Genomic DNA, 26,293 nt, shown 5'->3' with positions numbered 1-26,293 from the left:
ATCTCAAACATCTTGTAGCTGATATCCTTATTTTTTAAAATGTCAATATCCAAAGCAAGGACATGCTTTGGATATTTATCTAACAATATATTAATGTTCGAACGGCAGTGTGACATCTTTTTCAGATGCGCTTACTTTTGGAACGGAAACACCAACTTGTGAAAATAAAATTCCTGCTAGTAATAGAATTGCTACTACTTTTTTCATTTTTTCATCACCCTACCCTTATATTTATAACTGTATTCTAAAAGATTTCATATTTTGTTGCGTTCTCGATTCTAGGCTGTTAAAAGGGGTATGATATAATAATAGTTGGAAATAATAGTTTTTTCTAAAATAATATAAAATTTTTTATATAATGGTGAGAAAATGATAGTTTTAAATGCTAAAGCTCTAGGCGAAGAAATTAAAAGATTAAGAAAATCAAATAATCTTTCACAGGCTCAGCTTGCAGAAGGGATTTGCACGCAAGCAACTATCAGTGGCATTGAAGCTGGAAGGGGATATCCAAGCGTAGATATACTATATATACTCTCGATCAGATTAAAAGTAAGCTTGGATTACTTTTATAAAATATTATTGAATGATGCGCAAGGCTACATACAAGACACTGAATGTATGCTTGAAGAATTAATGAAAAAAAAAGACTACAATGAAACATTTGAAATTACCTCTAACGAACTAAAACAATCTCCTAGGAATTTAGGATACAAATTTGATCAATTAATTAATTGGGTATATATCATTTCTAGTTACTATTTAAAAAAAATAAACTGGAAAAAAGCAGTAAGTATGCTTGAAGACTTATTAGACAATAATCATCCCCTTTTTGGACAAGACTTTATAGATTTCAAAATCCAAAACAGCATCGCGATTATTTATGCAGAAAATAGTATGTTTCAAAAAAGTCTGCAGAAATATAATACCATACTATCCTATCATGATTTTCTTAAACAGCATCATCGTTTTCAAATAAAAATTCATTATAATTTAGCCAAACTGTATTTTTTACAGCAGGATTATGAACATTCCCTAATCCATGCTGAATTAGGAATTAAACTTTCTTCAGAAAATGAAGATGTATCAATGGCTGGTCAGCTTTATTACCAACAAGGCCTGTCCTTGGAAGAATTAGATGCTGATCTACAAAAAATAAGAAATGCATTTAAAACATCCATTTTCATTTTCCAATTATTAGATAGACAAGAATACATTCAAATGATATACAAGAAAAAGGGAGAATTTCTAGGCAGTGATTAGTTACGGGAAGAGGGGCAAAATAATGTCCCTCTTATTTGTCTGAACTGCTTTATTTTCCTTTTACATATGCAAAAATAATTGCCAGTATCAGTATTCCACTAATAAGGAATGTACCGAAACCTGAATTATACACTACATAAATAGAAATGTTACGGAAAGCACTCACAACTAGAAATATTAAAAGGATTGAACATAAAATTAATACGATTCCTTTATTTTTTTTTCTATACATAGTGACCAGCTCCTTCCCAAAAGCAGAACAGCTTGGGCTTTCCCTATTTATCAAACGTCAAAAAATTAGACATTTTATAGTACACTATGTAAATACAATCTTGTATTATTCTTAAAACAATTATTATTTCTTTATAGGAATTCTTCCCTCAAGATTGAATAAATGAACAAATCATCATATTTTCCATTCGTATATTCATATTTTCTAAGTAGCCCTTCCTTCACAAATCCATTCTTTTCAGCAAGTTTTTTAGATGCATTGTTCTCGGGTTCAATTAGTGCCTGTATTCTCATCAAACTCATCTCATTAAACCCATAACCTAAAATAGCTCGAAAAGCTTCAGAGACAATTCCGTTACTCCAATATTCTTTCGCTAACTCAGCCCCTATCTCTGCACGAGCATGTTGCTTTGTAAAATTAAGAAATCCACAGCTTCCTATTACCTTATCATTGCCTTTTAGAGTAATCCCCCAGCGAATGCCGGTATTATGATCAAAAATCTTTCGATACCAGTCAATCTCCTCCTCTGCATCTTTTAAAGACTCAAATGGGGCTAACCCATAATACCTCATCACTTTTTCATCTGAAAGATAATGATAGATATCATTAGCATCCAAATAAGTAACCTCCCTTAAGACTAGACGATCTGTAAAAAGGATTGGAAACTCGTTCTTATTTTGATAGGTCATGTTATATAACTCCTCTCTAATTCTAAGACAAGGGTATTCATTATCCTTCCTAATTATAAAATAATCATATAATAATTGGGATAATTAAATAATTTCTCAAAAATAGGACAAACTAAAAGTACCACTCACTTCTACCACTATTTGCCTGATTTGTATTTACTGTTATTTTCTTAGCCGTTTCAGATGCATCCTCACACCCAGATATCAGAGTAAATGCAAAAAAAACCTGTAAAAAATAATTTCATTAGCTTATTCATTTAGTTGAACTCCATTTGTCAATAACCATTGACTAAAAAAATATTCTAAGATAAAGAAAAAAATCCCGCCTCCTACTCTTTGAAAATAGGAATGCAGGATTCTATATCTTAGTTTAAGTTCCCAGGTACTGATTTTATCACTTTTCCTGAATTTGTATTAGTAACTGGTGTGGTAGCAGGACGTAGTACACGCATTATTTCACCCCCTTTTTATGCAGCTTAATCTTCATTGGAACTTTATTCATTCAAACTATTCTTCCAAATAAGGTTTAAAACTCTTTTTATATTTCTTTTTTCATATGGGCAAGGTCTTTCACCCGTTCTCATCCGATACAATGGACAATGGTTTCCTTGGCATGCAGGACGATAAAAGCAAGACTGGCAGACAGTATCCGTTTCTTCTCCTGATGTAGTCCAGAGAGCAATTTTGTCATAATCAAGAGTTACACCGCCATCTTCGTGAATTTTTCCAACCTTATTGATTTCTTCATTCATAGAAACGGTACATTTAAATAATTGTCCATCTGATCCAACAACTAGAGAAGTGGGTTTGGCTGCATAACAAACCGATCCTGTTGGCATTAAGGAATCTGCTATCATGGAACCAATTCTCAGTCCATTCGTAATTGCTTCATTTGTAAACTCCCATATTTTTTTATTGGATGTAATTTGACTGCATACAGGAAGTTCATCATCATTTGCCCCGCCCCACCTTCCAACTGGGCGAAAAAAGATGCCAAATCGCTTATCATCAGCAAATCGATCCCTCAGGAATTCGATTAATTTAGACGTTTCTTGTAAATTACTTTCATCGAAATTCACACGAATGGTAAGATCAAATTCTCCTTGTACTTCTTTTACCTTCATTAGATTTTCAATTATTTTGTCAAAGGTTCTCCCGCCTCCAGCTAAATATCTCCTGTGGTCATGAATTTCTCCAATTCCATCAATTGTGACCATCAGCTGGCGAATTTCCCAAGACAGCAATTTTTGACAAACCTCTTTTGTTAAAAAATAACCGTTAGTCACAAGATCAGAAGAATATTGGATACTATTTTCTTTCGCAACTGATAAAAATGAAGTAGACAGTTCTTCAATTACGTCTAAAGCCAGCAGTGGTTCTCCACCAAACCAGCTTATATTTAAGTTCGATAAGGTCGCTGCTTTTTCTTTCACAAAACGTTTCAGCCCGTGAATGGTTTCTTTATTCATTTTTCCCCGAGGAAATGTTTCATAGCAATAGGAACAGCGAAAATTACAAGCTTCCGTAGGTAATATCACCAGATGTATTAAATCTGTGCGATGCATTGATTGATGGAGATATTGAGCTCTCCTTTTCTCATCAACTTGTTCAGAAACTAAATAGCCATTTGTATATAACTCTTGTTTGATTTCACTCGCCAACTCATTCGTACCCGTTTTTTTTAAAGTACTTAGAACCTCATCTTTCTCTTTATCGGAAAAATAACAAATAGCCCCATTATAACTATTCATTAAGACGACACCATTATCATCTGTATGTGTAATGGCATTAAACCTTGATGGAACATATGTAATCTCGTCCCGCATATTCAAATCCCTCTTTTCGATAAACAAACAAAGACAAAAAAATTTGACGTACAGTCCATTATATAAGTTCATTTGAACATCTTCTGTGATTCACATCAATGTATACAAAAAAAAATCCTATTCTGCTGAATAGGATTTTTTATGCTGGATAGTAAATGGTCATGCTCAATCTAATAATTGCTTCACCCGTGTTCTGATAAGTATGCGGCCTATCAGCCTTGAATCGGATCGAATCCCCACTTTTAATTGTATATTCCATGTCATTTACGTGAATCATTAATTCCCCATCAAATACAGTAATAAATTCTTCCGTCCCCTCCCCATGAGAATCAGAACTTAGAAATCCTCCTGGCTCAATCTCTACTGTATAGCCCTCAAATCGCCTTTCGTCATGAAATGGGAAAAAGGGATACACCCGATACTTTCCATTATCTTCAGCTAATACTTGAACATCTTTTTTGAGGATAACTTTTGTATCCGGCTGGTATTGATGGATGAGGGAAGTAAAGGAAATCTTAAGACCATTTGCGATTTTCCAAATCGTTGTAATCGTAGGACTTGACTCCCCTCTTTCAATTTGGCCAATCATCGTTTTGCTTACTCCTGTTAAGTCTGATACCTTTTCTAGACTTAATTTTTTCCTTTCCCTGTACGCTTTTAAATTTTTGGCGAGGATTAAATGAATTTCCTCCATTAGAAAAACCCCCTTTTCTTATGTACAATATAACGACTATTATGTACAATAAAAAGTAATACCGTTATATTGTTCATTTAGATCATTATAACATACAAAAAAATGGAGGATACGACCATGCCAATACTATCTTTTTTGCTGTACGTTTTTATTGCCAGCTTTACTCCAGGTCCAAATAATATCATGGCGATGTTATTTGCCAACAAATATGGACTAAAGAAGACCATACGATTTTGTATAGGAGTAAGTGCAGGTTTCTTTGTTATTATGATAGCTTCCAGCTACTTCAATCTAGTTCTTAAAAACATTATCCCTAAAATTGAATTTGTCATGATGATTATCGGCACAATCTATATGCTTTATCTTGCTTATAAAATACTCATCAGTAAAGCAAATAACACGAATGATGAAGGAGACAAAAACAACCGTTTCTTAACAGGTATGCTATTACAATTTATTAATCCAAAAGGAATATTATATGGGCTTACAGTTGTATCTACCTTCATCCTTCCTTATCACACGTCCAATTTAAGTCTGTTTCTATTTTCATTATTTCTAGGATTTGTTGGATTTTTAAGTACATTTACTTGGGGTCTGTTTGGATCATTGTTTCAAAGGTTTCTAGTAAAATATCGAACGCAATTCAATATTATCATGGCCTTGTTACTTGTATATTGCGCAATTTCTATACTAGTTGTATAACGGGACACTAGGAAAGGTTCCTTGTCCCACTTTCTCAAGTTTATTCTTTTTACTTTTGGGACAGGAGATCTGTCTCTATGTCCAGTTTCTATTAATTTTTATTTTTCAAGTATTTTGATTTTATAAATAGTGTGTTACAATCTTTAACAAGCTGTCGTAGTACACTGCTAAAATAAGAGAATAAAATTATAGCAGTTTGAACAAACAACTAGAATAGAGAGAGTGGGAGTATCTATGCAGGAAGAAAAACTAGCTAGAGGTCTTAAAAACAGGCATGTACAGCTCATTGCCATTGGAGGAGCAATTGGTACTGGATTATTTCTAGGTGCAGGGAAATCGATTCATTTAGCTGGTCCATCGATTTTATTTGCATATATCATTACAGGGATCATCTGCTTTTTAATTATGCGAGCATTAGGTGAACTGCTGTTGAGCAATCTTCAATATCATTCCTTTGTTGACTTTGTAAAAGACTATTTAGGCGATATGGCTGCTTTTATTACAGGATGGACATATTGGTTTTGCTGGATATCTATCGCAATGGCAGATTTAACTGCTATTGGGCTTTATACTCAGTTTTGGTTTCCAGATATTCCTCAGTGGATGCCAGGCTTAATCGCTCTTGTTATCTTGCTGTTTATGAATCTTGCAACCGTTAAGCTATTTGGCGAAATGGAATTCTGGTTTGCTCTAATAAAAATTATTGCTATTTTAGCTTTAATAGTTATTGGATTAATCATGATTGTCAAAGGATTTTCTACTGATTCTGGCGCATCAAGCTTTACTAATTTATGGAGCCATGGCGGAATGTTCCCGAATGGAATAAATGGGTTTATTCTCTCCTTCCAGATGGTTGTCTTTGCGTTTGTCGGCATTGAGCTTGTGGGATTGACTGCTGGAGAAACAGAAGATCCTGAAAGAGTTATTCCAAAAGCCATCAATAATATCCCCATCCGGATTTTAATTTTTTATGTCGGCGCTTTAATTATTATCATGAGTATTTATCCATGGAATGCGATCAACCCGGCGGAAAGTCCATTCGTTCAAGTTTTCCTTGTCATCGGAATTGCGGCAGCAGCAGGCATTGTTAACTTTGTTGTTCTAACATCTGCAGCATCTGCATGTAACAGTGCAATTTTTAGTACAAGTCGGATGTTATACTCCCTTGCGAAGGATAAGAACGCACCCATACCGCTTACGAAGCTTACTTTCCGGAAGGTGCCTTCTAATGCGTTATTCTTTTCCACGGTTGTTATTTTGATTGCTGTTCTATTAAACTATGTCATGCCTGAAGGCGTGTTTACACTGATTACTAGTATTTCTACCGTATGTTTTCTATTTATATGGGGAATAACAGTGATCTGTCATTTAAAATACCGCAAAACGAGACCGGATTTAGCACGTGTGAGCAAGTTCAAATTGCCGCTTTATCCATTTTCAAATTATATGATCCTTGCCTTTCTCGCATTTATTCTTGTAGTACTTGCGCTTGCCGAGGATACTCGCGTTGCCTTATTCGTCACTCCAGTATGGTTTATCCTTCTTATTGCTATTTATCTGATCCGAAAGACGAAGGTCGGTTCACCAAATAGCCTAAGCAAATAATATTTTTAAAGAATAGCAAAAGGCAGATGCTCGATAAAGCAATCTGCCTTTTCTATTTAATGTCTTAAATTTTTCCAAATAATTAACTGCCTAAACACAATTTATAGTAAAAGAAATCATGTTTAGACAGTTAATTGGGACGATTTGGTTTAAACCTCATTCCAAATCCTATTAATATTCAATGGTACATAAATTCTCTCCCCACTTATTTCCTTATGAATAATCGGATTCCTAAAATAGTCTTCTAATGTGCGCTGATCACTCTTGGTATGTCTGGCAGTTTTCACAGCACCTAATAATGTATCTAAGCTTTGATTAGAAATTTTCATATCCATTCACCTCATATTTTTTTTAGACATTCATCCTAAACCTAATTTTCAAGCTTGCTAGGAAACAAAAAGTGGCCTTTTTATTTCCTAGCAAATCTTCAATTATTTCTATCTATGCTGATCTAGCTGCCAGGACTACCACTTTTCCTTGATCCATTTCTCTTTCGTATTGCTCAGCTTCTGATGAAGATACACCAAGTGACTCTAATTTCGACCGAAGCTCATCCCCTCTTGTTCGAAAAACATTTGCAAATGAATCAAAAAAACCTTGTTCTGCTACCCCGACATTGTTAATATCCAAAGCATTTGTTAGATCATTCGAACGGTTGTTGTCATGAGCTAATAAATATATGTCGTCCTTTGTAAATCCCTGATCGATAAATTGCTGAATTTGTTCCCTTGCCTCCACGCCATTTTCTACAATAATCACATTTGCCATTTGATTTTCCTCCTTAAATGTAAAAAATCTAGTGGCTGATAGATAATGCTCATCAGCAAATAGTTCTATTAGTTGTATATCCTGTTTAGGAGATTTCAAAACATATATTTAACTTAATCTATTAAATAGATGTAAGTTTATTTGATATAAATGTCTTTACATCGATTTCTATCGAAAATGTTTATCTTTTAAAAGGGCGGGTAAACAGTAGCTATAAATATTTAAAAGGAGTGATAGTATATGGGATTTATTTGGGCATTAATTATAGGTGGTATTATTGGGTGGTTAGCAGGACTCATTCTTGGACGTGATGTACCAGGTGGAGTAATTGGCAACATTATCGCAGGATTCATCGGAGCTTGGCTTGGATCATTCATTTTAGGAAATTGGGGACCAGTTATTGGTGGCTTTCATCTTATCCCAGCACTAATAGGTGCCATTGCTCTAGTTTTCATTGTCAGCATCATTTTAAGAAGTATGAGACGCTCCGCTTAAAACACTATAGAGGATATTCCAATAACATCCTCACAGTTCTTCTTTTCGGAGAATAAACTTGTATTCACATTAAAATCACAGCTTATTAAATATTCTAAATCACTCAAAAAGAGCTGGTCCTACTTGCTCTTTTTGTTATTCACTAGAGTATCTTTTAATTTTTGTGCGTCTTCTTTTATCAATGTTCCTAGCGCATTTTTTTCTTTGTCAATAATGGTTGCTGCTTTATCTCTTTGATTAAACCATATCGCATATTCAAATATTCTTTCTGGCATATCTTTATCATATGTGAAGAATAAAGAAGCTTTCACATCTTCTTTTCGAACCATTTCAGCTTTTACGTTTTGTTCCCATTTAATTTTTGCAAATAATTCTCTCAACGTTAACATTTTTTCTTTTTCTGTAATTAATGTTTCAATTGAATTGTTTTCCCCAGTGAATATTTGAACATCAACTCTAGTAAGTTGGCTCCAATCAAACTCTTGAGGGACTTCATTTGAACACCCAAAGAGAGTGAGGAGGAAGACAGTAAACATAGAGAAATTGATAAGATTTTTTTTCATTCATGAACCCTCACTTTTTTATTCTTATTAATATGTTCTCCCTTTATCAATTAATCCCTTTTTAACTATAGTAGAGAATGTGCTACTTAGTATCCGAAACCAGGGTTATTTTTTTCACGACTGAATCATTTAGTTCGATGAATAGATTCGCCCTCAACCAATTGCACTTCTATAGTGCGTTAACCCGTTAACCTTAAAGAAAGCCTCCTGAAAAGAGATTCTAAGTCCTTTCAGGAGGCTTTCTTTCTACTTTTAATAATCGCTTACGACGGAATTACAGATAGGTTGTACAATCACAATCTATTGTTCCGCTCAATCTTAAGCTCTTTTCGTAATTTTTCAATTGCTTTTTTTTGAAGTCTTGAAACATGCATTTGTGATATTCCCAATTGCTTTCCTGTTTCTTTTTGGCTTTTATTCTCAATAAACGTACAATGGATGATTTCTTTTTCTCTTTCTGATAAAACATGAAATGCACTTTCAAGCAACAACTTTTGATCTACTTTTTCAAATCCGGTCTCTTGCGAACCTACCACATCCAAAGTTGTTAATAAACTGCCATCTCTCCCTGTTTCAATCGGCTGATCGACGGAAGCAGCTTGATAGCTTTTGCCCATTTCCATTGCTTCCAGCACTTCCTCTTCAGTAATGCCAAGATAATAGGCGATTTCATTAATCTTGGGTGACCGTTGATTTAGATTGGTCAGCTCGTCCACAATGGCATTTATTTTTGGCCAGATTTCTTTTATACGCCTTGGCACATGGACACTCCATGTTTTATCTCTAAGATACCGTTTGATTTCTCCAATGACAGTAGGAAATAAAAACGACTCAAATGAACTTCCTTTATCTACATCATATCTTCTAATTGCAGATAATAACCCCAACATCCCTACTTGTACCATATCTTCATGAAAATTTCTTCCCCGGGAATACTTTCTTGCAAGGCTCGCCACTAGAGCTGTATAGTGTTCTACCAAAATAGTTTGGGCCGATGTGTTTCCGTTTTGAAACTCTAAGATTAGGCTTTCAATCTCTTCTTTAGACCGTTTTACCGATTGGGTTGATTGTGTCATAAGTTTCACGCTCCCCATTTAGATACTTCATCATGAAGACCGTTACCCCTGAATGATTCATTACACGGACTTCATCCATGAGGGTTTCTATTAAATACAATCCTAGCCCTCCCTCAGTTAGCTGTTCCACAGTACTTGATTCAGTATACGGACCAATCTCAGCCCTTACTTGGTTAAAATTAAAGCTTTTTCCGGAATCGGCTACCATCATTTCTAGCTTGTCCTCATAAATCCCAAATCCTACAATCACTTCTCCAACCTCATGTTTATCATACGCATGCTGAACGCTATTCGTACATGCTTCACTAACGGCAATCTTTAGATCCTCAACATCTTCATATGTAAATCCCATGCTGCTGGCAATCCCCGACAACGTTAGTCTAATGATGCCAATATTATCAGGCTTAGCAGGTAATTTCATTTCAATATATTCCATCATCGTCCTCCATCCTCTGTATTAACACTAATATTTATAATGTTTATTAATCCAGTCATTTCGAAGAGTTTCTTCAATCGGTTTGATAATTCAATTAGTTCTAACTCTCCATTTTTACTTTTTAATCGTTTAAATAATCCGACAAACACACCAAGACCAGTACTGTCCAAGTAGGTGACATCCTTTAAATTAATAATTATGATGTTATTTTCTTTTTCAGACAAAGACCAAAGTTCCTCTCTTAGCTTTGGAGCTGTATAGGCATCGATTTCTCCTTCTAAATACACCATTACTTCTTTTTTTTCATGATGTTTATGGATGTTCATCTTCATATCATCACACCTTTTAAATATTTGTTTTTTTATACCCTCATCTATTAGAAGTGAAACATAGTTCTTTTAATAAATTTATACTATGAAAAATTTGAATTGGCAGGTGATAAGATAATTTTCAAGAAAGAAAGACTTGCATTTTTGGGATGCAAGTCTTTCTTATACTCCCATTCATTCAAAGATTCTCTCTCATTTTTTTCTCTTGAACCCTGGATGTGACATTTCCATATCGAATTCCGGTTTGTTCTTGCATATCTAAATCAGTGACATGTCCATACTTTTGACTTCCCTGTTCTAGATACTCATCTTCTCGCTTTTTTGTACCTGTTTCATTCGTTTTATTTTTTGATATGAACTTGTCTACTTGATTAAGATCATACATATTCATATCAGTCTCCTCCTTTTTTAGTTAATATATGGTTAACCCTTCTTCGACTTATTCTGTCTTCTTTCCTATCATTTCCATATTTTTATCACTCACCATCTACTAGATTTTAAGCCAATCAGGTTACCTAACTTATAACCCTGTTAGTTTTCTACCACTAATGGATTATTACAAAACTTTTAATCTGGGAAATTAATCTATTTGAAATATTTGTAATCTACTCAAAGTACTTGTTACCTAAAAAATGACCCCTTCTTTTTCCCTTTTAATAAGTCTCCAGTCCATCCCTTTACCCTTAAATAAGCATATAGAAGGAAAGTAGAGGAAACGATTAAAACAATGGACAATATATAGCCGTATTTCCAATCAAGCTCAGGCATATGCTTAAAATTCATGCCCCATAATGCTCCTAAAGCCATTATTGGAGTGAAAATTGTTGTCATTACAGTTAACGTTTTCATAATTTCGTTGCCGCGATGAGAAGAAATAACTTCCTCTAAGTTAATAATCGAATCGATTTCCCGCTTGTACTCATCTAGCAATACCATTGCACGCTCAATGCGCTTACATGTACAAGAGAATATCTCCCCTTTAAGATTATCTTGAAAATTAATTTCATCTATTGCCATTTTTAATTCGTTAATTGGAATTAGCAGGTTCTTCCAAATCAATAGTTCATGTCTGCATTTAAAGACTTGTTCAAGAATTCCTGTTCCATTTCTTTTCCGAACATTCCATATAAGCTGTTTAAGTGCTTCTTCAAACTGATCAATCTCCACGAGCATTTCATTCATTAGCTCACCAAGAAATAATAAAAACCCATCAACCGCATTTTCAGTAAATTCTATTCGCTGATAAAAAGTCTCAAGGTTGATATGTTTAAATTCCTGGAAATCAAGATTAATCGTAATTAAACGATCAGTCGTCAGATAAAAATGGAAGATTTTAAATTCTTCCTCCACATCAATATTTTGTTTATAAATGAGTGAACCTTTCACCACTTTTCCCCCATTTGTTAAGCAATCTACTCGAAGGCAATTCTTATTATTTTTATGAACCTGTTTCAACCAAGAGTGTAGTGCCTCGTCCTCTTCCATAAGTGATTGAGAATCTTCCATAACGACTTGTTTCCATCTCCATTTATTCCCGCCTATATATTCCTGCAAATAACCCACTCCTTCTCTAGACTTTTTATTATTCTTCCCTCTTCTTTCGTTAAGCAAAACTTCAACTGAATGTTTTAGCACAAATGATCATGGGTATTTATAGGTTTACATTCCTGTTGATTCACGTAGATCTAAGTATTTTTATGAGGTGACCTATGAATATTTTATTTTTATTCATCTATTTAATTATTATCTTGATTGTTATTGAAATATTTGTAATTTTATTTCGCTTAACCGGGTTAAAAGTAGAAGTATCTAGGTTCCAGGTTATTTCCATGATGACTGGTACAGGATTTACAACGGATGAGTCCGAGCAGATTTTAGGGCATCCCATTCGACGTAAATTGGCCACCTTCTTAATATTGTTTGGTGCCTTTTCCCTAGCTGTAATTATTTCATCCATTAGTCAATTTCTAGCACAGGATATACGAATGACAGAAATTTTAACGATAGCTGGTACAGTCATTTTTATCTTTTGTATGCTGAAGCTTTCAGTTATTCAAAGGATGTTAACGAAATATTTTAATAAAGAATTAATTAAGAGAAAACCAAAAAAATAGATGTTTGAATTCACTATTTTTCTTCAAAGAAAAAAGCCCCAATTGAGGCTTAACTCTTTTTTATATCTAAATAGGAGATATGATAGCCATCAACCTCTTTTATTTTAAACACATATCCCTCTGCTTCTACTGCTGTCCCTTCACTTATTTTGACAGTAGTATTTTGTGTGAGGAACCATCCCCCAATCGTATCTACCTCTTCCTCCGATAAATGAATTTGAAGCAATTGATTAACCGTACTAATCAATACCTTGCCATCCACAATATAATGGGAATCTGAAATGCTGCGTATCTCTGGAACTTCATCCGTATCAAATTCGTCCCTTACTTCACCAACAATCTCTTCAATAATATCTTCTACCGTTACCAAACCTGAGGTTCCGCCATATTCATCTATCAAGATAGCCATGTGCGTCCCTTCTTTTTGCATTTTTATTAGCAAGTCATGAATAGGAATGGACTCAATAACCTGAATAATCGGCTGCATAAAATGTTTGATATTCCAATCATGAACAGGATTTTTTTTCTTGAATTTAGCCATGATAAGCATTTTAATATTAATCATTCCAATGATATGATCCTTATCGTCTTCTACAACTGGATAACGTGTATAACTTTCAGTTTTTAATTTATGAATGACTTCTTGGAACGAATCATTAATTGATATACAGCTCATTTCTGTACGCGGAACCATTATTTCTTTTGCAATCCGTTCGTCAAACTCAAAAATATTGTTCACATATGTCCATTCATTATGATTGATTTCCCCGCTTTTATAGCTTTCTGCCAGTAGAATTCTTAGTTCCTCCTCAGAATGCGCTAATTCATGTTCGGATGCAGGCTTTACACCGAATATCCCAACAAGTAATCGAGCCGAGCTATTTAATAGCCATATGAACGGATACATAATCTTATAAAATATGATGATTGGTTTTGCGAAGAGCAGTGTAATTTCTTCCGCTTTTTGAATGGCAATTGATTTAGGAGCTAATTCGCCGATCACAACATGGATAAAGGTGACCAATACAAATGAAAGCAGAAATGAAATAATATGAGTAATAGATACATTCAAATGGAGTGCTGTTAATAAAGGATGAAAAAGCTTTTCAACTGTAGGTTCACCCAACCAGCCTAGTCCTAAGGCTGTCACTGTAATGCCCAGTTGACAAGCAGACAGATATTCATCCAAGTGGGTGACTACCTTTCTAGCAGAAAAAGCACTCTTTTTCCCTTCAGCCATTAATTGTTCAATTCTAGACCTCCGTACCTTAACAATGGCAAATTCAACTGCAACGAAAAAGGCAGTTAATGCAATTAATATTATAATCAGCAATACATTGATTATAAGCAATTGGCCTTCCCCCCTTTAATCTACCAATACCTAATATTCACAATCCGAAATCATATACAGATTCCGGATTGTAAACGTTCCATCTTAAAGTTCCTCTGGTTTCTCTTCCAACTTTTTATCTAATTTCCCTAAATATTTTGCCGCAAACGATTTGCCTCCCAGGCCAAATGCAAGACCAAATGCTAGTGCCAAACTTCCAAGGATCAGAATAAAGGCAGCATTTACAATTGAATGAGCAACACCTAGCTGGTCTAATGCCATAAATAGGGTCATGGCAAAAATTGAATATTTTGCAATAGCTGCTAGTGTACGAGAAAATTTTAGTTTTAATAGATTTTGGAGAATGCGTTCTACTAGATGCCCTACATATAAACCAATTCCTATAATTAATACGGCTGTTAGCAGCATTGGCAAATAAGCAATGACACCTGATGCTATAGTAACTAAAAAGTCTAAATGAACAATTTGCAATGCTTCTGCAGTAAATAGAAGGACAACCACGATCTTCGCGAGTAAGCCTGCTAGCTGAGATAAGGAATTCTTTGATTGCTGCGGTGTCAGAGCCCCAATCCCTATCTGGTGAAATACTTGATCAAACTTTAAACGCCACAGCATTTGTACAACCATTTTTTCTACCCATTTTCCTAGCCATACACCGATTAAAATAAAAATAACAGCAACCAGTACATTTGGAATCATGGTTAAAATATCATGCAGCATAGCAATGGCGGGCTCCGAAATCCCTTTAAGGTCTAATTTTTCTAATGCTGTAATTACAGTAGGAATCAATATGAAGATAAAAGCAATATTTCCAATAATACTTGAAAGATTGATTCCCGAAGGGCTTTTGAGTAAACCCATACGATGCCCAATGCGATCTGTTCCAATACTGCTTAAAAAGTTCGTTAATAAATCACGAACAAATTTTGCTGCTAGCCAGCCGATTAACACAATGAGTGCGGACGCAAATAACTTAGGGAGAAAAGCAAGAATCGTAGACAACATATTTGAAAATGGCTGAGAAATTCCTTCCATTTGCAGAGCAGCAAGTACTCCGGGTAAAAATAACAGTAGGATAAAGTAAAAGATTGCCTTTGCCAAACCATTTACTTTACTAGCAGCATCTTGTTCACTCTTTGCCATTTTCCAATTAACTAGACGACTAGTTATATGACCTAATTTTGCACCCTTTTCAATGAATAAGCGCACAAGATAGGCGATGATCCAAGCAAATAGAAAAATAAGAGCTGCTTTTAATAGATTCGGAATAGCCGAAGTCAATGTTGAAACCATACTTACAAGCGGTGTTGCGATCAAACTTAAATTAAGCATATTAAAAAAGATAATCCACACAAATACGAATAAAATATAAAAAACTATTTTTCCTATGATCACTTCTGAAGGGTATTTTCGATTATCTACATTTGAAAATAACCGATTATCTAAACTTGTTTTTTTCAAAGCCCCTTCCACCGCTTTTCCAATTCCTTTAGCCACGAAATAGCCAATTAATAATACGAGAAGTGCTAATAATAGATTCGGAATCAGGTCAGTATATCTGTACCAGCCTGCCGTAATTTCTTCTACTTTCATGAACATCTCTCCTTTTTTCAAATTGAATTGGTAGCTCGGATTATGTAATACCCTGTCCATTTTTTTCAAAACATCTTGAAATATCCATGTTTCATCTTGTTTTTTGTTGGGAATACAATCAACAGTTCGATTAATAGAAGGAGGAGTTTAGAAATGAATAGGAAAATATTCTTAACAGGCGGATTAGCTGCACTTCTTATATTAGGTGGGCTAGCGGGATGTGGAGACGGTGTTGATCAGGATAATGGAATTAATGACGGAGAACAAAAAGATGCAGTGGATAATGATACAAAACAGGATGCAGAGGATGCTTTGCAAGAAGCAAAAGAGAATATGGCGGAAGCAAAGAAAAATATTGAAGATACATTAAAAGAAAAGGGAGTTGGAGATGGCGTAGATCAGGATAATGGCATCGATGATGGAGAAAAGAACGATGAACTTGATAATGACAAGGAATAGAATAATGATTATGGAACTTCATACTATACAAAAGGAATGCCCCTGTTAGTCAAAATAAAAAGTACCCTATAGAGTAGTCACTAAAAAAAGATCTCTCTATAGGGTACTTTTTTGTATTATGAATGAAAAAATAATCTATCCTGAGGAATTAGGTGGGTTTTATTTCAGAGAAAGAAATCATACTCCTACTATCAACGAATCCATATGTAAAATTGGTTAGTACAAAGGGATTACCTATTCAGAGGATTTTAAGCAGATAATCTCATTTATATAGTGATAATAAAGTTATTGAATTTTGATTATTAAAAGCCAAGAGCCTTACTACATTCTACATAGCAAGGCTCTTTAAAGTTGTTTCAAATTACATCCATCTGTTTATATAATACTTAAAAAATGAATAATAAAGTTGTTTACTTCTTATTGACCAAACGCACCTGTTCTTTTAAGTGTAACTCTTCAAATTACTTGATATTATATAGGTGAATAGAAAGAAAAATTAAAATTTAGTTTAGTAGTTGTAAAAATAGGTTATTTATATTATTCTTTTATAATTTTTTAAAAAGGAGAGTTTATGAAAAAGACTATTGCTTTTGTATTAACGATATTCATAATATTCTCAGGATTCGCAACACAAAGTTATGCGTTGTCAGATTCCAAATCTTCGGCAATACAAGCGTTGCTAGATGATGCCTGTCGTATATCAGGTGTGCCGGGAATGTCAATCTCAATACTTGTTGATAATGAAGTGTTCTACTTTTCTTCAGGGTATGCAGACCGTGAAAAGGGGTTGTCTGCAAGTGAAAATACACTCTATGAGTTGGCCTCGGTCAGTAAAGCTTTTACCGGTATGGGCATTATGCTGTTGGAAGAGCAAGGGCTGCTCTCAATGACTGACCCTGTCCAAAAATATTTACCTTGGTTTACGTTAAAGTATCAAGGGAAACCTGTTGATATGCAAAGCCTTACATTAAATAACTTTCTTCACCATACCAGTGGTCTAACAAATATTAGGCATAAGGTTCAAAATATTCCACAAGGCAATACGCCGGATATGTTGCAAAAGACTGTGGAAATGCTCGTAGATGCTGAATTGGCGTTCCCTCCCGGTGAACAGTATAACTATGGAACCGTTAATTATGACGTATTGGGTTTGGTTATTGAGATTGTGTCGCGACAAAGCTATGAAGACTTTATGAGGGAACAGGTATTTCAGCCGTTAGGTCTTAACCAGACGTATGTTTATAAAGAAGATGCTCAAGCCACTGGACAGTTGGCACAGGGCTACCGTTCTTCCTTTTTTATGACAACTCCTTTTAAAGCTCCGGATTATGCTGGGAATAAACCCGCAGGCTACATCATTTCTAATACAAAAGATATGGCGCGTTGGATGGGCATACAGATGGGTATCGTGCAGGACATACCCGAAATATTTCACACGGTTATCGAAAAATCACATAGGGGTGATATGTCTGTTTCGGCTGTCAACGATATGTATTATGCGGCAGGCTGGTTGGTAAACGCCGACCAAACGATTATAGAACACACTGGGGGCAATCCAAATTTCAGAACCGAAGTAGCCATACTGCTAAATGAACGAACAGCCATCAGCTTGCTGAGCAACGGCGCAAATACCAATATAAACCTGGTACTAAAAGTTAAAGATATATTAGACGGCAATTTAACTCAGTCATATGAAATAAGTGGCACACAGCTTTTGGATATCATTTTGTCGTCTATCACAATTATTCTTTGCCTATTGGCCGTTCTGCTATTTCTCTTAGGATTACGCAGAAGGAAAACGAATGAACGGCAGCCAATGACAAAAAAGAGAATAATCGTAACAGTTATTTTCCTGATCGCTACGATTGCCCTGGGGATACTGTGCTTTGCTTTCGATTGGTCAACGATACTTATTTGGCAAACATATAGTGTTCTTACAGCTTTGATTTCATCAGCATTATTAACAGCAAGCATTACATGGTTTGTATACACTCACCGATAAAATACCTCGCTCCCAAGATCAGCATAATGTTAAGTAATTATATTTCAATTTATCGGTATGCTTAATTTGAAAAACATAAGACACTTCGGTGTCTTTTTTAATATCATCGACAATTTTCCCAGTCAAACCAAATTACTATTGCTTCCACTAACCTACTCCGTTCGTGGAATAAGGATTTTTAAACAACTTTATTATTTCTGCACATCATTGAGAATTTGGGTAGACCTCAAGTTAATGAAATTTCGCTACCTGTCCAATAGTATCATTTTTTGATTACTTAAAAGACGAAGTAATAAAAGTCATGTAAGACTTTAGATGAATTAAGAAGTGAAATAGCCCAGTGTATTACTTGTTATTATCACCTCAGGTACAATGGAACATAAAAAGATGACCCCTGTTCAAAACAGAGATCATCTTCATAAAGCTGTCTGACCTTTTTTTAAATGTCCTCTAGAGAGGGTGCATTTAATTTTTTTTGCCTTTATTTTTCCTAAACGCTTAATTAGAAGCTGTAAATGATTCTCTTAAGAAGCAAAAGGCGAAGGGATTTCTTCCCCTTTTGAATTTGTAAATTTAATAGAGGAAGGATCTGCCTTTTTGTCCAATGACCAAAGCAATACATTCTCTGCCCCTCTAATTTCCTTTACCTTATTCGTTTCAATTAGAACTTCCTTAATTTCTGTTCCAGTAAGATCAACAACCGTACCCTTTTGTGCAGAGCTTATAACAACTCTTGTTTTCTTTAAGCCTTCCCCTTTAAGGGTGGCTGATTTTTTAAGCCAAATTCCTTCGGTAATTGTTGAACTTTTATCCATAATAATTAACGTATTGTCCTGACCGATGACAAGTTTTTTTGCTTCGTAATTGACAAGATCGTACACTTTGTCATATTTCGGCTCTTCTGGCTTAACCGGATCCTTTAGATTTGTTTGAATTAATACAGGATCATGGTCGCTAGCACGTCCATGTTCTTCCATAAAGCCTGAATTAATATGAATAATATCCACTTGAGTTGAAGCTGCTAAATTGTTCGATACTAAAATATGATCTAATACCTGTGCATTCCCTTGATAGTTATAAGTATAGCGCTCTTCTGCTGGAACCTTTTCTAACATATTTGTCAATGCTTGTCCTTTTAATGCTTTCAGCGGATTAGAAAATTCAAAATCATTAAAATCACCGAGCAATACAATATTTGCATTCGGGTCCTTTGATTGAATATCGTTGACAAAATTGTTTACAACCGCAGAAATTTCCATCCGCTGTTTTTCACTACTTAAAACTGGAGGCTGCGTTTTTCCAAACAGAGGAAGATCCCCGCCTTTAGAGTTAAAATGGTTTGCAACAACAATGACATTTTCCCCTTTAAATTCAAACTGTGCTGCAAGTGGTTTGCGGCTTGAATTGAAAGCTGAATTTGCAGGGTCGATACGGCCTGGATTAAGTGTAAGCTTGCCATTCTCAAATCCGACTGCTTCAGTTGGAGATCCTTTTATTCCGTCCATTAATGATACTCGTTCAGGATTGTAAAGGAAGCCAACACGAATATTTCCACCTGGCTGTCCGCCATCTAATTTATCTACTGGGGCAATATCTGTATAAATATATGCAGGGCCGCCTAAAGACACTATTTTTGCGATTAATTTCGCGGCACTTTGGCTAGCATCAGTTGTTCCGCTGTCCGTTGGTCCATCATTATCCTGAACTTCCGTCAAGCCAATAATATCTGGCTGTTTCATATTCGTCACAATAGCCTCAGCAAGTCTAGTAACTTTTGAATCATCTGTTTTCGTTGAAAAGTTTTCTACATTGTATGATGCTATTGTCAGTTTTTCATCTTCCGGTGATATTGCTGTTGTTTCGCGCTCATTTACACTAGGCATCAGTGGCGGCAATGTTGCTTTATCACTTAGGATTTTATAATTGCTGTAGCCATAGCTTACAATCCCCTGAATAGATCCATTGAAGCGATCTCCCATTTTAGCAACAAATGATTGATCATTAATATCAATTGTCATTCTTTCTGGGTTAAAATCCGTTTCTGTAATGCGCAATCCACCCGCTTTTGTATTTGTGGGAATATTCTCAGGAACAACGATAATTTCTCCATATTTTTGTGGTGCTACAACCTTTGGATTTTTAACCTGTACGAGCATTCCTTCAACGCTCTCAAAAAAGTCAATACCATCCTCCTCAGGATCAAAAGAAGAAAAACGATCGTTGTCGATCACTTCTAAAGGAAGCATACGGTCTGCTCCTATTACAACAGGAGAAGGCAGTTCTTGATTGCTTTTAATCACTTGAATATTAGTTGCATTTATTTCTGTCACTGGAAGGTCCGTTTGCAGTTTTTCAGCATACCCCTCCAATACCCATTCCTTCACTTGACCACTAGCTTTTACTACATCCCCCACTTTTACATTATGGGACTTTTTATATACTAAAATACCTTCAGAAGTGTTTGGGTCGTCATCCGGCTGCCCGTCTTGCATATAAAAATTGCTTCCATCAACTACATAGGTAACGATTCCCTCAATACCTGCCACTATCTGATCTGCGTATGGGGAATAATGGCCAGCACCCTGAATATCATGAATACGGATTGCATCCTCCTGTTGGATGTTATAATCAAATTCAGTTATTTCACTGTCTGTAAGACCATCTTTCACGGCAATCGCTTTGATGGTAACTGGAGCATTTATTTCGATCGGCCCAGTGTAAAGTGTGCTGAATTTAGTAGGCTGAGACCCATCCAAAGTAAAATAGATTTCTGCACCTGCAGTAGCTGTAGCTAACTCTACTTTTGTACCTATAAAAACTGCACCTGCACCTGGGGTAGCAGTAACTGTTTGAACCTTACCAGGATCCGTGTCCTCGGCGAATGAATAAGAAGTAGGGCTTTTCAAACCTGGAACAGCAAAATAAGCTGTCAAAGTACCAGAAATAATAATTTTCTTTCCTAAGTTCTCCGGGTGATCCGCTAGATTCAATGTAGATCTAATAGAACCTGATGGCAGCTGAACAGGCAAAACTTTTGTTGCATCTGTTTCATCTGCTGAATCTGCAATGGCAATATTGGTGGTAACTGTAAAAGGTCCACTATGCTGATACTTAGGACCATTATTTGTGACACCAACAATGTATCCTTCTACCGTGGCAGAACCACTATTATTGGCAATTGCCTCCGCAACTGTAATTGTTGCCGCTGCTCTTGATTCATTCTCAGGAAACGGATTAAACAGACTAAAAATCATTGTGAAAATCAGAATAAGGCTGAATGTCTTCTTCTGAATTCTACCTATCATTTGAACTCCTCCAGATTCTATTAATTTATTTATTCCTTCTTCTCATATAGTTAAGCACGCCTCTATTATCTTCACAATTATATTTTTGTAAATTTTATATAAAATACCAAAAATGAGAAAAAGAGACTAGTCGCATCATAGGTTTATCTACTCAAATTCGAAAAAGAAATATAGGCTAGTAATCATTGCGGTATTACTATGCTTCAAATAAATATAAAGTAAACATTCAAACAATGGTTTTTATCATAAAGCTGAAATTGTTTGTTAACAATGATGCCTACGGATGCCGAAAGAGCCATTTCTCGTGTAAACAATTACTTAACGAAGGATATCCTTGTTAAATCCATTTTAGCCGGTGTGGCGATCAACAGCATCGAACGCTTAGCTGAAAAGAATTGGGAAGGTGTTTGTGGCAGAAATAAAGGTTTTGAAAGCATATTTTAAATTTTAAATAGCCAAGCATTAACTAAGTAAAAATGAAAGCCGCCAATTGACTGAACCTTCAATTGGCGGGCGTATGAATAATTATTTTTTTACAATCCTCCTGGAGTTCTTACGCTCAATGGAATGTTTTCATACTTTTCTGGATTTAATTGGTGAACAGATCCATCTGTCACACCATTGATAATACCCATGAGGCCTGTTTCAACTGTTTTTACGAGCTGTCCTCTCTTCTTTTGGCCGAAATTTTGCGTTTGCCCACTTACCTCGAATAGTACGGCTCCACTTCCATTTAATGCAAATGCTCCTAGAGCTGTACCTGGCAAATCGATAGTTTGGTCATACAATGAAATATTTGTAAATACAGAATTCCCCTTTTCCTGAAGTGCATTATATAGGGCGAGATTTAATTGCCTTGAAAAATCATAATTATAGTTTTCTGCGTATTCAGCATACTTTTCCCCGCCAGGGCTGTTTGGATGCTTGACAAACTTTCCTGAAATGGACATTGTTACACGATCATCTGTCCCCTCTACATATGGGAATCCTTGATGGTGAAGATCAATGAAAACGTCTACTTTTCCGAATTGTTCCTTTAATTCCTTATAGACATCTCTAAGTGTTTGCGCTTCAGGTGTAATATACCAGCCGTATTTATTCGATGCTCCAGGAAAATCTTCAGGCTTTGGAACATAGTTTAAATCTGGATTAAAGTCTCGATTCACATCAAATCCAGGGTTGAGATCATAATTATAACTTCCAGGATAATTGTAATAATTCCAGGAAGGCTGAACATTTGCTAACTGAGGAAATTTCGCAACTACCTCCGCCCAATCCATGTCATTCGCACGGCGGTCAAGCTCGGAACCGTCGGCATTCATCATTGGAATAACGACGATCGTTAATTCATCCAAAATCTTTTTCGCTTCTTTTGAATTACTTGATCCAAGATTTTGCAAAATATTAAGCAGTGCAACCGTTCCTGTTTTTTCATTTCCATGAATCTCACTCTCGATTAATACAACCTTATCACCATGACCAACAGTTACTTTATAGATGTCACGTCCTAAATTTGTTTTACCAGCAGATTCCACTTTTACTTTCCCTTGACTCGATTTTTGAATCTGCTCTAATTTTCTTCCTAACTCTTCATAGCTAATGAATCCTTCAATTGATAAATTTTCCCCTTGTTGCGGACTTGGCCCTGGTTCAGCAAAACCAACATTTGGTACAGCTAATAACGATGCAGCTAAAGCCGTTGAACTTAGAACCTTCCAAAGCTTATTCATTCTCCATTCCTCCACCCTTTTATTAGTAAGATCCTTGACATATTTCTATAATATCTCCCCATTTCCTCTTACTTTTTTGAAAATGAATATTAAAGACTAAACAACGAAAAAACAGCTCAGTAACTAAGTATTTGCTATTTTCAGAATATTTACAAATGCTGGTTCTATCGAACTATTTCTAGTCACGAAAATTTCAGCTTACGAATGTTGAGGAATAAATTGTATAATAGAAGAATAGAAAGAAAAATTCCTAAAAAAACGGAAAGTGTATTTGTAAAGTCGGACATTTATTGTGGTTACTCCGTTTAATAATCTCGAGGAAATGTCATTACCCATCCTGATTTCCAAAATACCAGTAAAAAATCAGGATTATGTCAGTCGATGTCTAGACGAGGATACAGTTGGGACAACGCACCAATAGTATCTTTTTGTAGTTACTAAAAAACGAATCAATTATTAAGTCATGTTAGACTTTAGATTTACTAGTAAGTGAAATAACCAAGTATATTACTTGCTATCATTACCACAGGTATCAATGGAACCTAAAAAAGATGATCCCTGTGCAAAACAGAGATCATCTACTTAATGCTTCATGACTTTTTTATAAAGATGTCCTTTTCAGAGGGTACATTTTAATAGGAACATCCTTTTTTAATGAATTTTATTGAACTTCAGGTTCTGGATAATTATAACCCTTCGTATCTACCTTTACCGTTTTCATCTTTTGCTCCTTTAATGGCAGATCTGACCCATTCCTTTCCACAGAAACAATGGAGTCCACCACCTCCATACCTTCAATCACCTTGCCAAAAGCTGCATATTGCCCATCAAGTTGAGTGGTTTCATTAACCATAATAAAAAATTGGGATCCTGCCGAATTTGGATCATTCGTCCGTGCCATGGATAGGACGCCACGTTCATGCTTTAAATTATTCTCAAAACCATTGGCAGCAAATTCACCAAAAATGGAATAATCCGGACCGCCTGTCCCATTGCCTGCGGGATCGCCCCCTTGAATCATGAAATCAGGTATGACTCGATGGAAAATTAGTCCATCATAAAAACCTTTGTTAATTAAAGTTACGAAATTTGCAACCGTATTCGGTGCAATGTCCGGATATAATTCAAGCTTAATCACTTCATTATTTTCCATCGTAATAGTAACAACAGGATTTTCAGTTACATCGGATGGATATTCTGATTTTTCACTTGGTTTGTTTCCTGATTTTCCATCATTACTATCTTTTGAAATCCCTTTTTCTGCTTGTGTTCCGCATCCAGCAAGGCTGAATAAAACCAATAATACTGTAAGAACGAAAGCTAAAGATTTATATCTTGATAACATATTCTCCATAATCCTCCTTATGAATTGAAAATTCTAGTGCGACGAATGGCTCTATTATAGCATTTATGGTTCAATTGGAAAATGCTGATACCTACGTGGAAAGATTAATTATTTTTTTAAACTTAGGTTTGTAACACGATTGTAAATTTCCTTTTCTTATACTTGCCACCCCCATCACCAAAGCCCAAACATGCGCATAACCTACTTTACAAGAAGTTATTACGTTATTTACCTTGAAGGGAGTGTTACTTGCGTATGGATTTAACTGCCGCTCATTGGATGTATTTAATTGGAACATGCATTATTATTATTACCATGTTATTTCGACAAAATGTTGTTGTACCTTCTATCATTGTAACCTTTTTAGTTGGCTGGATTTTTACTGGTTCATTTACGGCAGGTCTGCAGACAATCTTTAATGGCAGCTTAGTTGCAGCTGGTGAATTATTTAATATTTTCCTCATTATTGCCATAATGACCGCCTTGCTGCATTCTTTAAAATCTATAGGATCTGATCAGCAAATGATCACACCATTTCAAAAGGTCATGAAAAATGGGCATATTTCATTCTGGGTGATTATTTTTGTTACGTATGCAATCTCTCTATTCTTTTGGCCAACGCCAGCTGTCCCGCTGGTCGGTGCTTTGCTTATCCCAGTAGCTGTTCGATCTGGTCTTCCGCCAATTGGTGCAGCTATTGCTATTTCACTTGCTGGGCAAGGAATGGCCTTATCGTCTGATTATGTCATTCAAATTGCTCCTACACTAACTGCAACAGCTGCGGGAATTGATGTTGCACCAGTTGCAGATCGTGCGTTTGTATTGTCAATCATTACAGGTGCTGCAGCAATCATTATCGCTTATTTCATGCTAAAAAAACACATTTTAAAGCCTTCTGGCAAGCACCTTTCTGCTTGGGAAAATAGCGGCCAAATTAATGATGAACTCCAGGTAGAAGCACGGCAAGAGAAAAAAGGTAAATATAGTCTCTTCTTTGCTATCCTCGTCCCTGTAACATTTTTGATTATTGTCATTTATATGGCTCTTGCCAAATTCTCTGATGCACTCCCTTCCATTGAAGGGGGAACTGGTGCAGCTTTAATAGGCGGTGCTTCCGCAGTACTCCTAATTTTGACCGCAGCCTTCCGAGATGTTCGCTCATCATTAAATAATGTTAGTGACCATCTCGTAAAAGGATTTGTATTTGCCTTTAAAGCAATGGGACCCGTTATTCCAATTGCAGGGTTCTTCTTCATAGGAAGTGGAGATCTATCCGCAAAAATATTAAACACTGGGGCGGAGAATGCACCATCCTTCCTCTTCGATTTAGTCGTAGCTGGGCAGCAATACATTCCAGAAAGCGCATTTATTGCAGGGTTTGGGATACTAATCATTGGCGCCATCACAGGACTAGATGGATCAGGGTTTTCAGGGCTGCCATTAGTAGGTTCATTATCGGGAGCATTAGGGGATAGTGTTGGAGTGGATGCTGCTACTTTGTCAGCTATTGGACAAATGGGATCCGTTTGGGTCGGCGGTGGTACTCTCATCGCTTGGAGTTCACTTGTAGCAGTTGCAGGCTTTGCAAAAGTGCCAGTAATGGAGCTTGTTCGGAAGAGCTTCTTGCCAGTAATTATTGGTTTGATCCTGTCCACGATTGTTGGGTTGCTGATATTTTAGCTTGTAAAATATTTCCGAAGATATAATTAGATGATAAAG

25 protein-coding genes and 1 pseudogene are annotated in these 26,293 nt (G+C 35.8%); 10 read left to right on the top strand and 16 right to left on the bottom strand.

The features are described 5' to 3' along the window. Nucleotides 1-369: 369 nt before the first annotated feature. Nucleotides 370-1,260 (top strand): helix-turn-helix domain-containing protein, encoded by an 891-nt coding sequence (locus ASU02_RS07535; RefSeq protein WP_057762589.1) that lies wholly within the window; start codon nt 370-372, stop codon nt 1,258-1,260. Nucleotides 1,261-1,623: 363 nt separating this feature from the next. Here ASU02_RS07535 and ASU02_RS07525 read toward each other — a convergent pair whose 3' ends face one another. From ASU02_RS07525 to ASU02_RS07515, 3 genes are all read right to left on the bottom strand, one after another. Next, nucleotides 1,624-2,181, bottom strand: a complete 558-nt coding sequence (locus ASU02_RS07525; protein ID WP_057762585.1) for a GNAT family N-acetyltransferase — start codon at nt 2,179-2,181, stop codon at nt 1,624-1,626. Nucleotides 2,182-2,675: 494 nt separating this feature from the next. Continuing rightward, on the bottom strand, nt 2,676-4,007 hold the full coding sequence (locus ASU02_RS07520) for a radical SAM/SPASM domain-containing protein (protein ID WP_057762583.1): 1,332 nt from the start codon (nt 4,005-4,007) through the stop codon (nt 2,676-2,678). Nucleotides 4,008-4,146: 139 nt separating this feature from the next. Then, on the bottom strand, nt 4,147-4,701 hold the full coding sequence (locus ASU02_RS07515) for a helix-turn-helix domain-containing protein (protein ID WP_057762581.1): 555 nt from the start codon (nt 4,699-4,701) through the stop codon (nt 4,147-4,149). Between the two features lie 117 nt (nt 4,702-4,818). Between ASU02_RS07515 and ASU02_RS07510 the strand changes: the two genes are divergently transcribed. Then, nucleotides 4,819-5,403, top strand: coding sequence for a LysE family transporter (locus tag ASU02_RS07510; RefSeq protein ID WP_057762579.1), 585 nt, complete (start codon nt 4,819-4,821; stop codon nt 5,401-5,403). Between the two features lie 234 nt (nt 5,404-5,637). Then, on the top strand, nt 5,638-7,008 hold the full coding sequence (locus ASU02_RS07505) for an amino acid permease (protein WP_057762577.1): 1,371 nt from the start codon (nt 5,638-5,640) through the stop codon (nt 7,006-7,008). A 149-nt stretch (nt 7,009-7,157) separates the two neighbouring features. On the opposite strand, the gene ASU02_RS07500 is transcribed toward ASU02_RS07505, so the two are convergent. Further along, complete coding sequence (locus ASU02_RS07500; protein WP_057762575.1) at nt 7,158-7,337, bottom strand: hypothetical protein; 180 nt, start codon at nt 7,335-7,337, stop codon at nt 7,158-7,160. A gap of 112 nt (nt 7,338-7,449) precedes the next feature. Then, entirely contained in the window at nt 7,450-7,776 is a 327-nt protein-coding gene (locus ASU02_RS07495) for a general stress protein (RefSeq protein WP_057762573.1), read from the bottom strand. A 240-nt stretch (nt 7,777-8,016) separates the two neighbouring features. Here ASU02_RS07495 and ASU02_RS07490 point away from each other — a divergent pair, with 240 nt between their 5' ends. Next, nucleotides 8,017-8,271 carry a GlsB/YeaQ/YmgE family stress response membrane protein gene (locus ASU02_RS07490; RefSeq protein WP_057762572.1) on the top strand — a complete coding sequence of 85 codons (255 nt, stop codon included), beginning with the start codon at nt 8,017-8,019 and terminating at the stop codon, nt 8,269-8,271. 119 nt (nt 8,272-8,390) lie between these two features. Here ASU02_RS07490 and ASU02_RS07485 read toward each other — a convergent pair whose 3' ends face one another. The 6 genes from ASU02_RS07485 to ASU02_RS07460 all read right to left on the bottom strand — a co-directional run bounded on the left by ASU02_RS07485 (nt 8,391) and on the right by ASU02_RS07460 (nt 12,229). Then, nucleotides 8,391-8,834, bottom strand: a complete 444-nt coding sequence (locus tag ASU02_RS07485; RefSeq protein WP_057762570.1) for a hypothetical protein — start codon at nt 8,832-8,834, stop codon at nt 8,391-8,393. A gap of 293 nt (nt 8,835-9,127) precedes the next feature. Further along, complete coding sequence (sigB, locus tag ASU02_RS07480; RefSeq protein WP_057762568.1) at nt 9,128-9,910, bottom strand: RNA polymerase sigma factor SigB; 783 nt, start codon at nt 9,908-9,910, stop codon at nt 9,128-9,130. Further along, a complete protein-coding gene (gene rsbW / locus ASU02_RS07475; protein WP_057762566.1) occupies nt 9,876-10,349 on the bottom strand; it encodes an anti-sigma B factor RsbW in 474 nt (157 codons plus the stop codon). The genes sigB and rsbW overlap by 35 nt, the downstream gene beginning before the upstream one ends. After that, complete coding sequence (locus ASU02_RS07470; protein WP_232426192.1) at nt 10,346-10,678, bottom strand: STAS domain-containing protein; 333 nt, start codon at nt 10,676-10,678, stop codon at nt 10,346-10,348. Before ASU02_RS07470 ends, rsbW begins: the two co-directional genes overlap by 4 nt. Nucleotides 10,679-10,853: 175 nt before the next feature. Next, nucleotides 10,854-11,066 carry a hypothetical protein gene (locus ASU02_RS07465; protein WP_057762563.1) on the bottom strand — a complete coding sequence of 71 codons (213 nt, stop codon included), beginning with the start codon at nt 11,064-11,066 and terminating at the stop codon, nt 10,854-10,856. Between the two features lie 230 nt (nt 11,067-11,296). After that, nucleotides 11,297-12,229: a magnesium transporter CorA family protein gene (locus tag ASU02_RS07460; RefSeq protein ID WP_057762561.1), complete on the bottom strand. Its 933-nt coding sequence runs from the start codon at nt 12,227-12,229 to the stop codon at nt 11,297-11,299. A gap of 155 nt (nt 12,230-12,384) precedes the next feature. On the opposite strand from ASU02_RS07460, the gene ASU02_RS07455 reads away from it, so the two are divergent. Then, nucleotides 12,385-12,789 (top strand): hypothetical protein, encoded by a 405-nt coding sequence (locus ASU02_RS07455; protein ID WP_057762558.1) that lies wholly within the window; start codon nt 12,385-12,387, stop codon nt 12,787-12,789. A gap of 49 nt (nt 12,790-12,838) precedes the next feature. Here the strand turns inward: ASU02_RS07455 and ASU02_RS07450 are convergent, their stop codons facing one another. Next, nucleotides 12,839-14,140: a hemolysin family protein gene (locus ASU02_RS07450; protein WP_057762556.1), complete on the bottom strand. Its 1,302-nt coding sequence runs from the start codon at nt 14,138-14,140 to the stop codon at nt 12,839-12,841. An 84-nt stretch (nt 14,141-14,224) separates the two neighbouring features. After that, nucleotides 14,225-15,733, bottom strand: coding sequence for a mechanosensitive ion channel (locus ASU02_RS07445; protein ID WP_057762554.1), 1,509 nt, complete (start codon nt 15,731-15,733; stop codon nt 14,225-14,227). A 153-nt stretch (nt 15,734-15,886) separates the two neighbouring features. Here ASU02_RS07445 and ASU02_RS07440 point away from each other — a divergent pair, with 153 nt between their 5' ends. Both ASU02_RS07440 and ASU02_RS07435 read left to right on the top strand, forming a co-directional pair. After that, complete coding sequence (locus tag ASU02_RS07440; protein WP_057762552.1) at nt 15,887-16,192, top strand: hypothetical protein; 306 nt, start codon at nt 15,887-15,889, stop codon at nt 16,190-16,192. Between the two features lie 571 nt (nt 16,193-16,763). Beyond that, nucleotides 16,764-18,194 (top strand): serine hydrolase domain-containing protein, encoded by a 1,431-nt coding sequence (locus tag ASU02_RS07435; RefSeq protein WP_057762549.1) that lies wholly within the window; start codon nt 16,764-16,766, stop codon nt 18,192-18,194. 524 nt (nt 18,195-18,718) lie between these two features. Here the strand turns inward: ASU02_RS07435 and ASU02_RS07430 are convergent. After that, nucleotides 18,719-21,499 carry a DUF6359 domain-containing protein gene (locus ASU02_RS07430; protein ID WP_057762547.1) on the bottom strand — a complete coding sequence of 927 codons (2,781 nt, stop codon included), beginning with the start codon at nt 21,497-21,499 and terminating at the stop codon, nt 18,719-18,721. A 261-nt stretch (nt 21,500-21,760) separates the two neighbouring features. Between ASU02_RS07430 and ASU02_RS07425 the strand changes: the two genes are divergently transcribed. Next, nucleotides 21,761-21,943, top strand: coding sequence for a hypothetical protein (locus ASU02_RS07425; RefSeq protein ID WP_057762545.1), 183 nt, complete (start codon nt 21,761-21,763; stop codon nt 21,941-21,943). Between the two features lie 89 nt (nt 21,944-22,032). On the opposite strand, the gene ASU02_RS07420 is transcribed toward ASU02_RS07425, so the two are convergent. Further along, entirely contained in the window at nt 22,033-23,229 is a 1,197-nt protein-coding gene (locus ASU02_RS07420; protein ID WP_057762543.1) for a M14 family zinc carboxypeptidase, read from the bottom strand. A gap of 482 nt (nt 23,230-23,711) precedes the next feature. Here ASU02_RS07420 and ASU02_RS27365 point away from each other — a divergent pair. Continuing rightward, nucleotides 23,712-23,825 (top strand): annotated as a pseudogene (locus tag ASU02_RS27365) (IS3 family transposase); the annotation flags it as partial. A 65-nt stretch (nt 23,826-23,890) separates the two neighbouring features. Here the strand turns inward: ASU02_RS27365 and ASU02_RS07415 are convergent. After that, on the bottom strand, nt 23,891-24,574 hold the full coding sequence (locus ASU02_RS07415; RefSeq protein ID WP_057762839.1) for a peptidylprolyl isomerase: 684 nt from the start codon (nt 24,572-24,574) through the stop codon (nt 23,891-23,893). A 255-nt stretch (nt 24,575-24,829) separates the two neighbouring features. Here ASU02_RS07415 and ASU02_RS07410 point away from each other — a divergent pair, with 255 nt between their 5' ends. Then, entirely contained in the window at nt 24,830-26,254 is a 1,425-nt protein-coding gene (locus ASU02_RS07410) for a hypothetical protein (RefSeq protein ID WP_057762541.1), read from the top strand. Nucleotides 26,255-26,293: the final 39 nt, after the last annotated feature.

Source organism: Cytobacillus praedii, assembly GCF_001439605.1.
Taxonomy (GTDB): Bacteria; Bacillota; Bacilli; order Bacillales; family Cytobacillaceae; genus Cytobacillus; species Cytobacillus praedii.
The sequence above is the reverse complement of the archived record's forward strand: the minus strand, read 5'-3'. Positions and strand labels throughout refer to the sequence as shown.

Coding starts and splice junctions, on each gene's coding strand:
- ASU02_RS07525 (WP_057762585.1), bottom strand. CDS start 2,181: ATGACCTATCAAAATAAGAACGAGTTTCCAATCCTTTTTACAGATCGT.
- ASU02_RS07430 (WP_057762547.1), bottom strand. CDS start 21,499: ATGATAGGTAGAATTCAGAAGAAGACATTCAGCCTTATTCTGATTTTC.
- ASU02_RS07435 (WP_057762549.1), top strand. CDS start 16,764: ATGAAAAAGACTATTGCTTTTGTATTAACGATATTCATAATATTCTCA.
- ASU02_RS07495 (WP_057762573.1), bottom strand. CDS start 7,776: ATGGCAAATGTGATTATTGTAGAAAATGGCGTGGAGGCAAGGGAACAA.
- ASU02_RS07505 (WP_057762577.1), top strand. CDS start 5,638: ATGCAGGAAGAAAAACTAGCTAGAGGTCTTAAAAACAGGCATGTACAG.
- ASU02_RS07420 (WP_057762543.1), bottom strand. CDS start 23,229: ATGAATAAGCTTTGGAAGGTTCTAAGTTCAACGGCTTTAGCTGCATCG.
- ASU02_RS07500 (WP_057762575.1), bottom strand. CDS start 7,337: ATGAAAATTTCTAATCAAAGCTTAGATACATTATTAGGTGCTGTGAAA.
- ASU02_RS07515 (WP_057762581.1), bottom strand. CDS start 4,701: ATGGAGGAAATTCATTTAATCCTCGCCAAAAATTTAAAAGCGTACAGG.
- ASU02_RS07535 (WP_057762589.1), top strand. CDS start 370: ATGATAGTTTTAAATGCTAAAGCTCTAGGCGAAGAAATTAAAAGATTA.
- ASU02_RS07455 (WP_057762558.1), top strand. CDS start 12,385: ATGAATATTTTATTTTTATTCATCTATTTAATTATTATCTTGATTGTT.
- ASU02_RS07445 (WP_057762554.1), bottom strand. CDS start 15,733: ATGAAAGTAGAAGAAATTACGGCAGGCTGGTACAGATATACTGACCTG.
- ASU02_RS07465 (WP_057762563.1), bottom strand. CDS start 11,066: ATGAATATGTATGATCTTAATCAAGTAGACAAGTTCATATCAAAAAAT.
- ASU02_RS07490 (WP_057762572.1), top strand. CDS start 8,017: ATGGGATTTATTTGGGCATTAATTATAGGTGGTATTATTGGGTGGTTA.
- ASU02_RS07415 (WP_057762839.1), bottom strand. CDS start 24,574: ATGTTATCAAGATATAAATCTTTAGCTTTCGTTCTTACAGTATTATTG.
- ASU02_RS07520 (WP_057762583.1), bottom strand. CDS start 4,007: ATGCGGGACGAGATTACATATGTTCCATCAAGGTTTAATGCCATTACA.
- ASU02_RS07485 (WP_057762570.1), bottom strand. CDS start 8,834: ATGAAAAAAAATCTTATCAATTTCTCTATGTTTACTGTCTTCCTCCTC.
- ASU02_RS07470 (WP_232426192.1), bottom strand. CDS start 10,678: ATGAAGATGAACATCCATAAACATCATGAAAAAAAAGAAGTAATGGTG.
- ASU02_RS07510 (WP_057762579.1), top strand. CDS start 4,819: ATGCCAATACTATCTTTTTTGCTGTACGTTTTTATTGCCAGCTTTACT.
- sigB (WP_057762568.1), bottom strand. CDS start 9,910: ATGACACAATCAACCCAATCGGTAAAACGGTCTAAAGAAGAGATTGAA.
- ASU02_RS07410 (WP_057762541.1), top strand. CDS start 24,830: ATGGATTTAACTGCCGCTCATTGGATGTATTTAATTGGAACATGCATT.
- ASU02_RS07440 (WP_057762552.1), top strand. CDS start 15,887: ATGAATAGGAAAATATTCTTAACAGGCGGATTAGCTGCACTTCTTATA.
- rsbW (WP_057762566.1), bottom strand. CDS start 10,349: ATGATGGAATATATTGAAATGAAATTACCTGCTAAGCCTGATAATATT.